This window comes from Pseudomonas piscis, assembly GCF_009380155.1.
Classification (GTDB): Bacteria; Pseudomonadota; Gammaproteobacteria; order Pseudomonadales; family Pseudomonadaceae; genus Aquipseudomonas; species Aquipseudomonas piscis.
Genome location: NZ_WHUV01000010.1, coordinates 14,013 through 29,473, shown reverse-complemented (window position 1 = coordinate 29,473; position 15,461 = coordinate 14,013). Strand labels below are relative to the sequence as shown.

General features: G+C 66.5%; 14 protein-coding genes and 1 pseudogene. 5 read left to right on the top strand and 10 right to left on the bottom strand.

Annotated features, from left to right (window positions below; genetic code table 11):
• Positions 1-2: 2 nt before the first annotated feature.
• From GDH07_RS31840 to GDH07_RS31820, 6 genes and pseudogenes are all read right to left on the bottom strand, one after another.
• Positions 3-770 carry an AraC family transcriptional regulator gene (locus GDH07_RS31840; RefSeq protein ID WP_022639861.1) on the bottom strand — a complete coding sequence of 256 codons (768 nt, stop codon included), beginning with the start codon at positions 768-770 and terminating at the stop codon, positions 3-5.
• 467 nt (positions 771-1,237) lie between these two features.
• Complete coding sequence (locus GDH07_RS31835; RefSeq protein ID WP_152899848.1) at positions 1,238-1,906, bottom strand: HAD family hydrolase; 669 nt, start codon at positions 1,904-1,906, stop codon at positions 1,238-1,240.
• Positions 1,907-2,007: 101 nt separating this feature from the next.
• On the bottom strand, positions 2,008-3,645 hold the full coding sequence (locus GDH07_RS31830) for a WG repeat-containing protein (protein WP_152899847.1): 1,638 nt from the start codon (positions 3,643-3,645) through the stop codon (positions 2,008-2,010).
• Positions 3,646-3,856: 211 nt separating this feature from the next.
• Positions 3,857-4,258 (bottom strand): lysozyme inhibitor LprI family protein, encoded by a 402-nt coding sequence (locus GDH07_RS31825; protein WP_152899846.1) that lies wholly within the window; start codon positions 4,256-4,258, stop codon positions 3,857-3,859.
• A gap of 38 nt (positions 4,259-4,296) precedes the next feature.
• Positions 4,297-4,746, bottom strand: coding sequence for a GFA family protein (locus GDH07_RS32620; RefSeq protein WP_343038385.1), 450 nt, complete (start codon positions 4,744-4,746; stop codon positions 4,297-4,299).
• A gap of 54 nt (positions 4,747-4,800) precedes the next feature.
• A pseudogene (locus GDH07_RS31820) lies at positions 4,801-5,619 on the bottom strand (ADP-ribosylglycohydrolase family protein); the annotation flags it as partial.
• Positions 5,620-5,750: 131 nt separating this feature from the next.
• On the opposite strand from GDH07_RS31820, the gene GDH07_RS31815 reads away from it, so the two are divergent.
• Positions 5,751-6,209 (top strand): SRPBCC family protein, encoded by a 459-nt coding sequence (locus tag GDH07_RS31815; protein ID WP_022639856.1) that lies wholly within the window; start codon positions 5,751-5,753, stop codon positions 6,207-6,209.
• An 81-nt stretch (positions 6,210-6,290) separates the two neighbouring features.
• Positions 6,291-7,091, top strand: coding sequence for an aminoglycoside phosphotransferase family protein (locus tag GDH07_RS31810; protein ID WP_053138783.1), 801 nt, complete (start codon positions 6,291-6,293; stop codon positions 7,089-7,091).
• Between the two features lie 267 nt (positions 7,092-7,358).
• On the opposite strand, the gene GDH07_RS31805 is transcribed toward GDH07_RS31810, so the two are convergent.
• A complete protein-coding gene (locus GDH07_RS31805) occupies positions 7,359-8,684 on the bottom strand; it encodes an aminotransferase-like domain-containing protein (protein WP_152899843.1) in 1,326 nt (441 codons plus the stop codon).
• An 89-nt stretch (positions 8,685-8,773) separates the two neighbouring features.
• On the opposite strand from GDH07_RS31805, the gene GDH07_RS31800 reads away from it, so the two are divergent.
• Positions 8,774-9,406 (top strand): LysE family translocator, encoded by a 633-nt coding sequence (locus GDH07_RS31800; protein ID WP_152899842.1) that lies wholly within the window; start codon positions 8,774-8,776, stop codon positions 9,404-9,406.
• Between the two features lie 23 nt (positions 9,407-9,429).
• Entirely contained in the window at positions 9,430-9,774 is a 345-nt protein-coding gene (locus tag GDH07_RS31795) for an antibiotic biosynthesis monooxygenase family protein (RefSeq protein ID WP_022639852.1), read from the top strand.
• A gap of 10 nt (positions 9,775-9,784) precedes the next feature.
• Here the strand turns inward: GDH07_RS31795 and inhA are convergent, their stop codons facing one another.
• A complete protein-coding gene (gene inhA, locus GDH07_RS31790; RefSeq protein WP_152899841.1) occupies positions 9,785-10,471 on the bottom strand; it encodes an isonitrile hydratase in 687 nt (228 codons plus the stop codon).
• Between the two features lie 92 nt (positions 10,472-10,563).
• Here inhA and GDH07_RS31785 point away from each other — a divergent pair, with 92 nt between their 5' ends.
• Positions 10,564-11,550 carry a GlxA family transcriptional regulator gene (locus GDH07_RS31785; protein WP_053138846.1) on the top strand — a complete coding sequence of 329 codons (987 nt, stop codon included), beginning with the start codon at positions 10,564-10,566 and terminating at the stop codon, positions 11,548-11,550.
• A gap of 7 nt (positions 11,551-11,557) precedes the next feature.
• On the opposite strand, the gene GDH07_RS31780 is transcribed toward GDH07_RS31785, so the two are convergent.
• Both GDH07_RS31780 and GDH07_RS31775 read right to left on the bottom strand, forming a co-directional pair.
• Positions 11,558-13,996 carry an alpha/beta fold hydrolase gene (locus GDH07_RS31780; RefSeq protein WP_152899840.1) on the bottom strand — a complete coding sequence of 813 codons (2,439 nt, stop codon included), beginning with the start codon at positions 13,994-13,996 and terminating at the stop codon, positions 11,558-11,560.
• 14 nt (positions 13,997-14,010) lie between these two features.
• Entirely contained in the window at positions 14,011-15,453 is a 1,443-nt protein-coding gene (locus GDH07_RS31775) for a TIGR01777 family oxidoreductase (protein WP_343038375.1), read from the bottom strand.
• Positions 15,454-15,461 lie beyond the last annotated feature (8 nt).

Sequence of the window (15,461 nt, the reverse complement as noted above, 5' to 3'; positions counted from 1 at the left end):
GCTCAGCGATAGAACTCCGATGGCGGGGTGCCGAACTGGCGCTTGAAGGCGGCGGCGAAGGCACTCTGGCTGTCGTAGCCGTGTTGCAGGGCCACCTGCACCACCGGCATGCCCTGGGCCAGGCACTCCAGGGACATCAACAACCGCGCCTGCTGACGCCAGCGGCCGAAGGTAATGCCGGTGTGGCGCTGGAACTGGCGGTGGAAGGTCTTGGCGCTCATGGCCAGGCGGTCGCTCCATTGCTCGGCGGTGCGGTTGTCCGCCGGGTCGTCGGCCAGGGCCTGGCAGACGTGGAGCATGCGTGGCTCCTGGGGCCAGGGCAGGCTGAACGGCAGCACCGGCAGCGAGCGCATCTCATCGAGGATCAAGCGCATCAGGCGGCCGTCGCGGCTGTCGGCCTGGTAGTGCTCATCGACCTGGGACGCGGCCAGGATCAACTCTCGCAGCAAGGGCGAGACTTCGATCACGCAGTCGTTCTCGGGCAAACCGCTGATGGCGTCGACATTGACGAACAGGCTGCGCATGCGCACCGCGCCGCGCATGCGCACCCGATGCTCGACCCCGGCCTGCAGCCAGACCCCACGACTGGGCGGCACCACCCAGCGTCCGGACTGGGTGTCGATCACCAGCACACCTTCGATGGCATAGGCCAACTGCGAACGGGGATGGCTGTGGGAGGGGATCACGTGGCCGTTGGGATAATCCACGGCAATGCTGGTGACTGGCACCGCCAGGCTATCGATGGACGAAACCACAAGCAGGTCGGACATGGGACGGGGTGTCTCCGGCAACAGGGACGAGGGCGTCCATCATAAGGCCGGATGTCTAATTCGCGATAACAAAAGCCTGTTTAGCTGATTAGTTGCAGCAGAGCCGTTGCTTGAGTCCAGGGCAAAAAAAAGCCCGCCAGGGGCGGGCCAAATGGGATTCGTTAAGGAGTGGCCCCAATCTACGGGCGTCGAGGTGAAAGGGCCGTGAAAAAAAGGTCGCGCCCAAGAAAAAACGCCTTAGTTTTTTCCACAATCCCACAACCTTTTCGGATTTATCCGATAGGGCCATCCCCGGCGCCTCCGTAACATGACCACCTGCTCGCCCAGCCAAAGGGGGGCTTCGACTTAAGATGCCATGGTCGAAGTGATGGGCGAGCACCCTTTCCTCCCTTCCCCTGGCTGCTTCCTCTCCTGTCTCCTTTACCTGCTATCTCCCAACCCTTTGCGGTATTGCCGAGGCCTGTGCGTCAGGCCGGCTGTTCGAGCCGTCGATGAATCTCGGCCCATAACTGCGGATCGTCGAAGTCGCGGATCACCCGATGGGCACCGGCGTCCAGCAAGGTCTCGGGGCGCTGGCTGGTGGCCAGGCCGAAGGTGCAGATGCCGGCGCCCACCGCCGCTTTCAGCCCGGGGACCGAGTCTTCGAAGGCCAGCGCCTGGCCGGCCGCGGCATCCAGGGCTTGCAGGCCACGCAGGTAGGGCAGGGGATCGGGCTTGGCCCGGGGCAGTTCCTCGGCCACCAGTACGATCGGCAGGCGTTGGCTCAGGCCCAGGGCCTGGAGCATGTGTTCGGCATTGGCCCGGGGCGCGTTGGTCACCACGCAGGTGCCGATACCTTGTTGCTCGGCGAAGTTCAGCAGGCGCAGGAGGCCGGGGATCGGCGTCAGTTGTGGGGAGAGTTGGCGAAAACGCTGCTCCTTGCGCTCGGCGAAGGCTTCGTGTTCGGCCACGCTACGCTCGGGGAACAGGTAACGGCACATGTTGGCGTTGGCCTGGCCGCTGACATGGGCCATGAATTGCGCGTGGCTGAAGACCCGCTGCTCTTCCTCCAGCAGCAGTTGTTGCAGGGCCAGCAGGTGCAGGGCGTCGGTGTCGGTCAGGGTGCCGTCGAGGTCGAAGAGCAAAGCGTTGAGCATGGGAGACAGTTCCTGTCGGGCCCCATCCGGGCCGGTTGGCTGAATCGATCAAGCCCGCATCCTAGCAGGCTTGATCGCAGCCGTGGCCGCTCGGGCCGGGCTCAGCCTTCGGCTGGGCCGTCGTCGTCAGGCTGTGGGCAGTGATCCTGCGGATTGGTTGGCCACAGCACCTTGCCCTGGCCATCGAGGACCTGCTCGGCGCCACAGTCGACCTGGGTCACCTGGAAGCTCGGGGTGCCGTCCAGGCGGTACAGCGCCTTGATGCTGCGGGTCTGGTCGTCGCCCACGCCTTCCACGGCGTAACCGAAGATCGCCCCACGAGCTTCATCGACCACCAGTTCCTGCCACTTGCTGGAAATCAGGCGCTTGCCCTTCAGGTCCAGCAACGCCACGGTCGCCAGCGGCGAAGTGTCTTCGCTGGCCAGCAGGTAGTGACCGGTGCTGTCCAGGCGGATGTCCACGTACTGGCCCGGCTCCATCAGCACCTTGCCGCTAGCGTCCATCAGGCCGACGGTGGCGATCTTGGTGGCTTCGCCGAACAGGGTGACCGGCTTGGTCGGGCTGTCGGGCGTACTGAAGACGAACAGCTCGGTAGTGATCGCGCCAATGTTGCTGTAGGTCGGCTTGAACAACTCGACGCCCTTGTCCACATCGAAGATGCCGAAGGTCGCGGTGAAGGCGCTTTGCAGCACGCCGACCTGGTTCAGCCCCGGGACTTGGGGGAACAGGCCCAGAGGACTGAAGCCCGCTGGTTCCGCCGAGTCGTATACCGGCTGCACCTTCCATTGGCCCTGCGGGTCGATCATGCCGATCTTGCCGTGCTCGCCTTCGGCGGCCTGTGCGGTGACCAGCGCGCCCTGCTTGCCGAACACTTCGCAGGTGCTGAACTGGGCCTGGATCACAATCTTGCCTTGCAGGTCGAGGTAGCCGCATGGAGTGTCGTATTTTTCCCGGAAGGCCACGCGATTGTCGCCGGGTACCCCAAGCCAGTAGTAACGGGCAGGATCCACCAGGCGGGCCTGGGCATCGGCCAGGGACTTGCCCTGTTCGTTGCTGACCACCAGATGTTCATTGGCGGCGCTGTCGATGCTGTCGAACTCGACCTGCTTCTGCTCGTGGGTCTTGAGGTTGAACGCCCATTTTTCTTCGCCGCGTTCGGCGGTCATCCACCAGCCACGCTTGGCAAAGTCGTCGCGCACCACGCTGCTGTCATACAGCGCCTGGGTCAGCTCCTGGCCCTTGGCATCCAGCAGGCCACGTTTCTCGTTCAGCTCATAGACGATGAAGTCGTCCTGGCCGCCCACGTACAAGTCGTCGAAGCGCGGTGGCTGCACCTGCTTGCCGCTCTGGTCGATGATGCCCAGCTTGTCGTCCTGGCCAAAGCCGAAGTAGCCGGGGGTCAATGGCCGCAGGTCGTCGGTGAAGTTGGCCAGCAGGATCTGCTTGCCGTCGGCGCTGGCCAGGTTCCAGGTCCCGTCCTTGGCGAACAGGAAGCTCTTGTCCAGGGGCAGGGTGACCACCGCGTCGTAGTCGTTGTCGGCGCCGACCAGCACTGCGCCGTTCTGGTCCAGCACTGCGCATTCGCCGTTGGCGCACACCGGGATCACCATGGCGGCAGGCGCCGGGGCGAGCGCGGCAGCCACGGTCTTGGGACTGGATTCTTCCTTGCATCCGGTCAGGGCCAGAGCAGACAACGAGAGGATCAGCGAGCCGAGACGGGCGCTGGCGCTTCTATCCATGAACAAAGGTTCCTTTGCAATAGGGGGAAATTGCACTGCCTGCGCAAACGGCCAGGCAGGGCGGGGTGATTCTGCGGCGGCGACGGAGAAATGCAAGGTCCAATTGCAAAGAAAACCACCGGTACAGCGTGCCGCGCCGCACTAGGCCCAGACGTTTTTCACGACATGGCGCGCCGGGCAACATTCCCGCGAGGCTGGAGACCGGCGCCCGCTACCGCCCCAGCACCGGACAGCTCAAGTCACCTTCCTCGCACTTCAGGTAGTTCTTGAAGTTCTCCACCCGGGCCTTGGTCAGTGCGGTCATGCACTGGCTGTAGGCCAGCGGATAAAGACTGCCACCTTCCACGCCGGAGGTGGCGTAGCCGCACTCGGCATCGCGGAACGCTACCCAGGCGCGCTGGGCGCCAACCAACCGCTGCTTGGTTTGCGCCTGGTTCTTCAGGCCCTGGCTGATCTGTTGGTACAGGCTGTTCAACTCCTTGTCCGCAGTCTTGTACTCGAGGCTGGCGCACTGGCTCAGGGCGGCTTGGTCGGGAGCGTCGCTGCACTCGCTGGCGTGGGCCAATGGCGCCAGCAGCATGGGCGCAAGGAACAGGATCAGGGTTGGGCGCATGGAAGGTCTCGCAATCGGTCTGTGGGAAGAATCGCAGTCTAGTCGCGGCCGGGTTGCCACTCGGGCCAGCTGTCCAGGCTTGCATGAGCCAGCCAAGGCACATCGTGGGAGGTCCAGATGTGCATCTGCGGCGTCTGCCCCGGATCATCGTCCAGGGTCGCTACCCGCAGGATCACATGGGGTTGTCCTGCACGTTCAGCTAGAAGCTGGGAACCGCAGACCGAGCAGAAGTGCCGCAGCTTGCCCGGGGACGATTCGTAGCTGCTCAGGTGTTCCCGGCCACACAGCCAGCGGAAGTGCTCGCGCATTACCCCGGCTGTGGAGGCAAAGGCGGCGGCGTGGGCCTTGCGGCAGGTCTGGCAATGGCAGTGGCCGATGGGCATGTCCAGGCGCTCGACCTGGTATTGCACGGCCTTGCACAGGCAACTGCCGTGCAACGGCCGGGCGGGCGCTTGGCGTTGGGCGGCGGCCAGCAGGTCATCGGCCATGGCCCGGATCTCCTGGCCCATGTGCAGCTTGGCCAGCCAGTGCCCGGGTATGCCCTGGATGCCGTAGAAGGCTCCGGCCAGTTGGCCGACGATGGCGGCGGTGGTGTCGGCATCGTCCCCCAGGTTGGCCGCGGCCAGCACCGCATCGGCGTAGTTGTCGCTGTGCTGGAAGCACCACAACGCGGCTTCCAGGGAGTCCACGCAATAACCGTTGCCGCGAATCTCTTCGCGGGCCTTGCTCAGGTAGCTGCCACGAGCCAGGGTCGCCACCTTGGCTTGCTCGAACCGCATGTCCTCCACCACCTGCAGCTCCTGCTTGGAGGCGCCGGCCAGGGCCCTGGCGATCAGGCTGGCGAACAGCTGGCAGCATTCGATGGCCTCGGCGGCGCCATGGGTGGTGCGCGAGCTGTCGCCGGCGAACTGCCGGACCCGGCCCAGGTCGGGGTAGAAGAACAGCACCACCGGCGCCAGGCGCATCAGCGAACCGTTGCCGGCGGTATAGGGATCGCTGGAGCCGGCGAAGGGCTGGCCATGCTCCTGGTAGTCGGCCAGGGCCTGGCGCACGGTCATGCCGATGTCGAAGCATTCGCCGGTGGCGCTCAGATAACCCCACTGCCACCAGTTCAGGTAGCGGCCCATCTGGTCGGCGGCATCGAATCCGTCCTTGCGCAGCAGGCTTTCCCCCAGGCACAGGGCCATCGAGGTGTCGTCGGTCCACTGGCCGGGCTTGAGGTTGAACGGTCCGCCACCTTGCAGGTCAGTAACGGGTGGGAAGCTGCCGCGGGGCTTGAATTCGACGCTGGTGCCGACGGCATCGCCGCAGGCCAGGCCCAGCAGGCTGCCGCGATAGCGGTCGAGGAGGGCGAGGGGCATAGCAGGTCCTTTGCGAAAGCGTTGGGTGGGTGACATTAGCATTTTTATCCAGGGCCGCCGGGTCGCTCCGCAAGCAACTGACGGTTGCGCTGGACCCAGGGCGGTCTAGTGTTGATCACTGGAGGTGGCTTATGAATTCTTCAGATCGTATCGAACGCAAGGTGCTGCTCCAGGCCAGTACGTCGCAGGTCTGGGCCGCGTTGAGCGAGGCCCAGAGCTTCGGTCGCTGGTTCGGCGTGACGCTCGCCGGCCAGCATTTCGCCCCGGGCCAACAGGCCCGTGGCGCCATCACTTACCCCGGCTACGAACACCTGGTGCTGGAGTTGCAGGTGCAGCAGATGCTGCCCGAGGAGTTGTTCTCCTTCCGTTGGCACCCTTACGCCGTGGAGCCGGGTCATGACTACTCGAACGAGCCCACCACCCTGGTGTGCTTCGAGCTGGACGAGCACCCCGAAGGCACCTTGCTGCGGGTCAGTGAGTCGGGGTTCGACGCCATTCCCGCCGAACGCCGGCTCAAGGCCTTTCGCATGAATAGCCGCGGTTGGGACGAGCAGATGGCCAATATCGAGAACTACCTACGCCAGCAATGATTGCCGGGCTGCCAACCTTGCGCAGATGCCCGGCGCCGTTTGAAACTTGCAGCTTGTCGCTGGTCGCTCGGAGCTGCTGTTGTGTTTGCAACCTACATTGAACGCTGGCGCCTGCTGGCCGATGGCGAACCCATCGTCACCCCCGGCAGTCGCCTGTTGCCGGTGCGCCTGGAGACTGGCGCACCGGCGATGCTGAAGATCGCCCTGGATGAGGACGAACAAGCCGGCAACCGGTTGATGGCCTGGTGGGGCGGCGAGGGCGCGGCGCGGGTACACGCCCAGCAAGACGTTGCGCTGCTGATGGAGCGGGCCATGGGGCCGGGGTCGCTGATGCGCATGGCCCTGGCTGGCGAGCACGATGCGGTGAGCCGGATCGTCTGCGCCACCCTGGCGCGCCTGCATGCGCCACGGTCTGAACCCCGGCCACCCTTGCTGGCGTTGGACCACTGGTTCAAGGACCTGCGCGAGGCGGCGCAGCACCAGGGTGGTTTGTTCGTCGAGAGCCTGGCCATGGCCGAACATTTGCTCGCCACGCCTCGGGATGAAGTGGTGCTGCACGGCGATGTACACCACGACAATGTGCTGGATTTCGCCGAGCGTGGCTGGCTGGTGATCGATCCCAAGCGGGTTCGTGGCGAACGCTGTTTCGATTTCGCCAACCTGATCTGCAATCCGGACCTGCCCAGCGCTACCGATCCCCTGCGTTTCGAGCGCCAGGTACAGGTGATCGCCGAAGCGGCCAACCTGGAACCCCGGCGGCTGGTGCAGTGGGTGCTGGCCTTCAGTGGCCTGTCTGCCGCCTGGTTCCTCCAGGACGATCATCAACCCGGTGCCAGGCACCAATTGCAGCTGGCGGCTTTGGCGATTCAGGCGCTGGCGTGATGGCCTAAGGGATTGCCTAGGTGTGCTGTAGCCAATTTCCTACACGCGCTGTATTTCAATGCGCCTTCTGCCTACCCGAGTGCGTGTTTAATATCTCTTCCCACAACTGCAGCGCAGGACGCGCTTCAGGATCACGGAAGATCGACCATTAGCACGGATGCTGCAGACAGGATGTCATGATGGTCTTGAAAGAAACCCGCTTCGGCGGGTTTTTTTTCGCCCGGGTTTTCATGTGTCCGGAGCTCGCAACGGCCAGGCTCCGGTCGGTCAACGGGTAACTTCGCTGTGCACCTTGTGCAGCGCTTGTTCCAGCAGCGCCGGGCTGATCGAGCCCAGGGCCAGGCGCAACGCCTGGGGCGTGTGGGTCGTGGTGGCGAAGGGATCTGCCGAGGTCACGGTCACTTTCTGCCGGGCCAGGGCCGCCACCACGCTGTCGGCCCGGCGACCGTCCTCCAGCTTCAACCAGAGAAAGTAGGACGAAGGGTTGGCCAGGTAATCGCAGCCTTGCAGCACCCTGGCAGCCAGGTGCTGGCGTTGGCGGGCGTCGTGGCGCTTCTGCTCTTCCAGGTTGTCCACCAGTCCCGATTCGATCCACAGGCAACCCAGGGTCACGGTCAGGGTCGGGGTGCTCCAGCTGGACACTCGAATCGCCCGTTCCAGGGCCGGGATCAACGCCGAGGGCGCGACGATGAAACCGATGCGCAGCCCCGAGGCGACGCTCTTGGACAAACCCGAGATGTACAAGGTGCGCTCCGGAGCCAGAGTCTGTAGTGGTGGCGGCGCCGGTTCGGCGAGAAAGGCATAGGCCCCGTCCTCGACCAGCCAGAAGTCATGCTCGCGGGCCAGTTGCGCCAGGCGCTGGCGCTGAGCCAGGGGCATCACCGTGCCCAGGGGATTGTGCAGGGTAGGCATGCAGTACAGCGCGCGCACCGGCCGCCGGCGACACAGCTCTTCCAAGGCGTCGAGGTCGGTCAGGCCATCGATCTGCGGCAGGGGTTCCAGGTCCAGGCGGTGGACCAGGGCCAGGCTCTTGAGGCCCGGGTAGGTCAAGGCGTCCACCGCCAGGACATCCCCGGGTCGCAGCAGCGCCAGCAGGCTGACCGCCAGCCCCTGCTGGGCGCCATTGACGATCAGCACCTGCTCGGCGCCGACGCGGATCTCGCGATTGCGCAGGTGCCGGGCCGCGGTCTGGCGTTCATGCAGGCGCCCGCCCTGGGGAGCGGAATGCAGCAGGGCATCCAGGTCGCCGGAGGCGGCGATGGCCCGCAGGCCTTCACGCAGGGTCTGTTCCTGGCCGGGCAGGGCCGGGTAGTTGAAGGACAGGTCCACCTCGCAGTCCTTGGCCGGTTGCTGCTCCAGGCCCATTCCCCGGGACAGGTTGCTGTCCCGCACGAAGGTCCCGCGTCCGGCCTCGCCCACCACCAGGCCAATGGCTTCCAGCTCCTGGTAGACCCGCAAGGCGGTGGCCAGGGCCACCCGCTCCCTGGCCATCAGCGCCCGGACTGTGGGCAACTGGGTGCCGGGCGGCAATTGCCCGGCACGAATGCGCAGGGCGAAATCATCGACGATGGCCTTGTAGCGAGTGCGGCGCATTGCTGGGCTCCCGGTGTATCTAGAACAGTTTTTTGTTTGTATCAGGAAGGGCTCCTAATCTACCGGTTTTCCCGCAGGAGCGCGCAAGCATGCCGGACTGGACGACCCTATCGATCTTCATCGGTGCCGTACTGTTGTTGCTGTTGTCACCGGGGCCGAACATGGCCTTCGTCCTCAGCCAGGGCATGGCCTATGGCTGGCGGGGAGGGGTCGCTTCGGGGCTGGGGATCGGGGTCGCGGATATCTGCCTGACCCTGCTCACCGCCACCGGCGTCACCACCCTGGTGGCCAGTTGGCCGCCGGCCTTGGACCTGATTCGCTACGCCGGGGTCGCCTACCTCTTGTGGCTGGCCTGGAAGGCCCTGGGCAGCAGGGCTGGCTTGAACCTTGCCGGCACGCCCCGGGTGCCGCTGGCCACCGTGTTCGTCCGGGCCATGGGCAACAGCCTGCTCAACCCCAAGGCGCTGTTGTTCTTCATGGTCTTCTTGCCGCAGTTCGTCAGCCCCGGGCAGGGCAGCATCGCCTGGCAACTGGTGGTCCTGGGCTTGGTCCTGACCCTGGTCAGCGGCGTCTTTCATACCAGCCTGGGAGTCTTTGGTGCGGCCCTGGGCCGTGGCCTCGCCGCTCGTACGGCGCGTGCCGCCAGGTTGCAGTCCTGGCTGCTGGCGGCGGTGTTGCTGGCCCTGGCCTTGCGCCTGGCGCTGATGACCCAGCCGAGCTGATTCTTCCCCAATGGAGTCCGAACATGTACATCGCCGCCTTTATCTACAAGCCCGGCCAGGCCGACGAAGAGTTCCAGCGCCTGAGCGCGATCATCGACGAAGTTGCCGCCAGCCTGCCGGGTTTCGTCGGCGCCCAGTCCTGGGCCAACGCTGGCCAGGGCCTGGTCAACGCCAGCTACTACTGGGAGGACGAGGCGTCGATCCAGGCTTTCGCCCGCGACCCCCGGCACCTTGCCGCCAAGCGCCAGTACCGGCGTTGGTACGCCGGTTACCAGGTGGTGATCTCCAGGGTCGAGCGGGTCTATGGCGATGGCGGCATTGACTCCTTGCTGGCCAGCGACCGCCACGGCCCGGTACGCCGCGCATGAGGGTGCCGGATCAGCCGGCCTGCAACCTGGCGGCGGCGCGCAGGGTGATTTCCCGGCGCTTGTTCAGGGAGGCTGTGGTGGCCTGGCGGGCTTGTTGCACCAGGGTTGCGGGGGCGGTGTCCGGGCTGCCAGCGTCGAAGGGTGGGGCCGGGGCATATTCCAGATCCAGTTGCACCCGCTGCGCGGTCTGTGGGTCGAACAACTCGGCGGCCAGGGTCAGGGCGAAGTCGATGCCCGCGGTGATGCCGCCGCCGGTGAACAGGTTGCCATCGCGCACCACTCGTTCATGGACGGGAATGGCCCCCAGCAGCGCCAGCAACTCGTGGTAGGCCCAGTGGGTGGTGGCCCGCTTGCCCTGTAGCAGGCCGGCGGCGCCGAGCACCAGGGAACCGGTGCAGACCGAGGTCAGGTAACGCACCTGGGTGGCTTGCTGGCGGAGAAAATCCAGCACCTGTGGATCTTCCATCAAGGCCCCGACGCCGGCCCCGCCCGGTACGCAGAGCACATCCAGCGGCGGGCAAGCGGCGAAGCCGGTGGTGGCTTGCAGCAGCATCCCGGCGCTGGAGTTGATCGGCCCTGGCTCCTTCCACAGCAAATGCACTTGCGTATCCGGCAGCGCCGCCAGCACGTCATAGGGGCCAGTCAGGTCCAGTTGCTGGACGCCTGGGAACAACAGAAAACCGATCTGCACAGCCATTGCGAGCTCCTTGTATCGATGGGGTGGACGAGCTGACTCTAGCCTTCTAGGATTTGGCGCATACGCCAACCTACCCTCGATTTACGCCAATCATGCCTGCCACCGCGAAAAACGTCTTTGTCCTGGCTTTTACCAACGCCCAGTTGCTGGATGTCACCGGGCCTTTGCAGGTGTTCGCTTCGGCCAACGACCGGGCCCGCGAGCGGGGGTTGCCGTTGCCCTATAACCCCCGGGTGGTGGCAAGCCCAGGCGGGGCGACCCTCAGTTCGTCGGGCCTGGCGTTGTTGGCCGACCCCCTGCCGGGCCTGGAGCAGGCTTGCGACACCTTGATCGTGGCTGGCGGTGGCGGGGTCTACGCGGCTGCCCGTGACCCGCAACTGGTGGCCTGGGTCGCGACCCGGGCGGGGGCGGCACGGCGGGTGGCCTCAGTCTGCACCGGGGCTTTCCTGCTGGCGGCCAGCGGCTGGCTGGATGGCCGCCGGGTAGTGACCCACTGGACTCGCTGCGAGCAACTGGCCGAGGCCTATCCGCAATTGCGGGTCGAGGCCAACCCGATCTTCATCAACGACGGCCCGGTCTGGACGTCGGCCGGGGTCACTGCCGGCATCGACCTGGCGCTGGCCCTGGTGGAGGCTGACCTGGGGCGCGAGGCGGCCCTGGAAGTGGCCCGGCAACTGGTGGTGTTCCTCAAGCGCCCGGGCGGGCAGGCGCAATTCAGCGTGACCCTGGCGTTGCAGAACGGTGGCGGGCGTTTCGATGGACTGCACGCCTGGATCGCCGAGAACCTCAACCGGGAACTGACGGTGCCGGTGCTGGCCGAGCAAGCGGCCATGAGCGAGCGCAGTTTCGTACGCCACTACCGCGCCGACACCGGCCAGACCCCGGCCCGGGCCATCGAGCTGATCCGGGTGGAAACCGCCCGCCGCTTGCTGGCCGACACTGGCCTGTCGATCAAGCGCATTGCCGTGCAGTGCGGTTTTGGCAGTGAGGAGACCCTGCGTCGCAGCGTGTTGCGGGCCCTGGGCGTGACGCCCCAGGCCTATCGCGAACGTTTCGCCGCCACCCAGGAATCCTCCTGAGCCGCCTTCAGTCCTGGACCAGGTTCAGTTGACCGTCGACATAGCGCACCTCGCGGCCCATCCAGCTCGGATCCACCTGGGGCAGCACCGCCGAGGGCTTGCGCAGTTCCCGCAGCAGGGTCGAGCCATGGGACAGGCGCCCGCCCATGCGTGCGATCACTGCCCGCGCCTGCTGGTAGTGGGCATGCCGACCGGGGTCGAGGGTGTCCTCCAGGAGGATGTCCACCCCGAGGATGCCCTGGGCCTGGCCCGGGTAGATCATGAAGCCACTGGCCTGCTCGCTGCCTTCGCGGCCGTCCTGCCAGAAGCTGCCACCGCGACTGCGCACCTGTTCGTGGGGAGCGAACCAGTAGTCGCGATCGGCCTCGGGCAGTGCATGGTGCAGGCCCATGAAGAGGCGCATCAGGTTGTCCCGGTACCATTCGCGTACTTGCAGGTAGTAGCCGCGCATACCCGGCAGGCCCAGGCGATGGGCCAGGGCAACGGCGGGGCTCCAGCTTGGGAACGCCTGCAATGGCAGCGGCGCGCATGCCGGGCGCGCAGTGCCGGGATCGGTTTCCCAGGGCAACCGATGGGGGCTGTGCTCCAGGTTGTCGTAGGCGGTGGGCGGGCGACCGAGCAGGGCGCCACCGCTGCTGGCCAGGGCCGTGGCGATGCACAGGTTGCCCTGGACCACGAACACGTAGAAGCGGCTGAACCAGTCCGCCAGTTGCTGGCCCGAGGCCCCGGCCTCGCGCAGTTGCGCCAGTTCCCGTTCGAAGCGCCGCAGGCCCGGCTCCAGGGTCAGCAGGTGGCTGCGGGCGATGAACTGCATGCGCAGCAGGCGTGGTAGCGAGCGCAGCAGGCGCAGGGGGCGCAAGGGCAGGGCCGGGGCCGCGCCACCGACTTCGGCGGCATAACCGGAGGAGGGCAGACCCCAATCCGCCAGGCGCGCCAGGAACAGGTCGTTGTTGATGTAGGAGGCGCCACCGAACAGGGCGGTAAACGGCTCGTTGTTCTCCAGTACCCGGCTGTCCCAGCGGGCCATGATCGCCGGGATGCTGGCTGCTGCCCGGCGCTGGCCGTACTCGACGAAGCGGCTGGGTTGCGGTGGCAGGATCTCGGCGATGTTGGCCGCGGTCAGGTGCCGGCGCCAGCCGTAGTCGCTGATCGGGCGGTATTGCAGCAGCCACAGTTGCTGGCCATCCCAGGCCCACTCGATGTCGCCGGGGACGTAGTGGAAAACCTTCAGCACCCCTTGCAGAAAGTCCCACAAGGCCTTGGCAGACAGGCCGTGGCGGGTGGCGAAGGTGCCGCTTTCCCATGCCGGGCCCAGGCGCGACAGCACCGCCCGCTCGGGGCTGGCCTGGCCATCGGCGAGGCTTTCCAGGTGGCCCTCGACCCATTCCAGTTCCACTGCCAGGTGGCGCACGAAGGCGATCCCCGACAGCACCGGCTGGACGAAACGCTGCACCACCACTTCCTCGACCCCGCTCTGGCGCAGCTCGTCGATGCGTGGCGCCACTTCGCTGGCGGCCACCCGCAGGTAGGTGGTGCTGAACCCGGCGTTGGCCGAGTCGGCCTGGTCTTCGCCATAGCTGGAGGAGCGCACGGCCCACAGGGCATCGGGCTGGCTGGCCAGCAGCGATGGCAGGCGCGGATCCTCGGCGCTGTCCAGGCTCAGTGCGGCCGGTACCGGCTGGCCGGCCCATTGCGCAAGATGCAGGCGCCCGCCCTTGGTGTGGGCGACGAAGCCATCGTTGGGCGCCTCGAGCCAGGCGACGAACTCGGCCGGCGCATCGATCCACGGGTAGTGGCCCCAACCCGGACGCAGGCTGACCCGCAGGTCGGCGCGGGCCAGGATCGCGCTCCAGGCCGCGGCCTGGGCGCTGCCGAGCAGTTGGTCCTGATCACCCCAGACCAGCTCCACCGGGTCTTCGATCCACTCCAGCAGCGGCAGCGCGGTGTCGGCCCGCAATTGCTCCCACAGCGGCACGAAGGCCCGGCAGCGGGCATAACCTGCGCCCATGCGCCGGTACTGCTGGGGGCTCCAGCGCTGACGCGAGAACTTGTGGGCGAACCAGGCCGGACGCTGACTGAGCAAACGGTGGATCAACAGCCGCACCGGCAGTGGCGACATCAACGCCGGCAGGCGCCGCTGCCAGAGGAAGGCCCCCACCGGCGACAGCAGCACGCTGCGGGAGAAGTGCCCGGGACGGCGCTGCAAGGCGTGCAGCACCACCAGGGCGCTGATGCCCACGGCGACGATGGCGTTGCCCGGGGCGGTCAGCGCCAGCAGGGCCTCGGCGTATTGCCCCAGGTCGTCGCACGGTGGCTGAGGGTTGTCGCCGAACCCCGGCAGTTCCAGGGTTTGCACTCGATAATGGCGAAAGTGCGGTACGGCATCGTCCCACCAGTCGCTGGCGCTGCCGTTACCCGCCAGCAAGTACAACAGGGGCTTGCTCATCGAGGCTCCTCGGTTCAGGCCAGGTCGCGCAGGGCGCTGTCCAGGGTCGGGTAGCGGAAGCGGTAGCCGGCCTGCAACAGCCGCGCCGGCACCACCTTCTGGCCATCGAAGAACAGCTGGGCCATTTCCCCGGCCAGGGCCCGCACCGGCGCTGCGGGTACATGCAGCCATACCGGGCGCTTGAGCAACTGGCCGACGCTGTCGGCGAACTGCCCCTGGCTCACGGCATCCGGGGCCACCAGGTTGTAGGTGCCCTCCAGGGATTCATCGCGCATGGCGCGGGCCATCACTTGCAGCACATCGTCGCGGTGCACCCAGCTCATGATCTGCCGACCATCGCCCATGCGCCCGCCAAAACCGAAGTAGAAGGGCATCAGCAACGGCTTGAGGGCGCCGCCGGGGCCGAACACGATACCCAGGCGCAGCACCACCTGGCGTACGCCGAAGCGTTTGGCGGGCTCGGCCGAGGACTCCCAGCGAGCGCACAAATCCGCCATGAAGCCTTCGCCGCGCGCGGCGTCTTCATCCAGTTCCTGGCTGGCATCGCGCACCCCGTAGAAGCCGATGGCCGAGGCCTGGATCCACAGCGCCGGCTTGTGCTGGGCGTGTTGCAGCCAATTGAGCAGGCCTTCGGTGGTGCCGACCCGGCTGGCCAGCAGTTGTGCCTGGCGCTTGGCCGACCAGCGCGGCCCGGCCACCGGGGCGCCGGCCAGGTTGATGATCACGTCGAACGCTTCGCCATGGCCCAGCTTGTCCAGGGAGCGCAGGCAGCGGGCGCGACCGTCGAACAGGTAGGCGGCGCGCAAGGGGTCCCGGGCCAGCACGCTGACCGTGTGGCCGGCGTCGAGCAACTGGTTGACCAGCGCTTCGCCGATGAAGCCGGTGCCGCCGGTGACCAGCACCCGCTTGCCTGCGCCGCCGGTGAACGGATTGATCGCCTGCCCCTGGCGTTGCAGGCGCAGGGCCGCCAGGCCATCGCGAATCCCCGAGGCGCTCACGCCCACGGCGAACAGGCTCAGGGCCCAGCCCTGCCAGCCCAGGTCGATAGGGGTCAGGGCGCTGGGCAAGCGCGACCATTCCAGCAGTTGCAGGCCGTACAAGGCGAAGAAGGCGCCGGCGTTGATCGCCAGCACCGTGTGCATGATGCGCTCGATGGCCGGCAGCTTGCGGCTGCGGTCCTCGACCACGAAGTCCCACAGGGTCAGGCCGATCTCCAGGGCGAACAGCAGCGCGATCACCAGCGCCCAGATGCCCTGGAACGCCAGGTGGGCGATGCCCATGAACAGCACGCCGTAGAAGCACGAGCGCAGGGCATGGATGCTCAGTTCCTTGCGCGCGCTGTGGCGTTGCGGCAGGGCCACGGTGAGTTCGTGGTGGTAGAGGGTGTCCAGGGCGCCCAGCACCCCTTGGGCGAGCAGCAGGGCGACGGCCCACTGCAGGAACGGCAAGTCAGCCACGATGATGA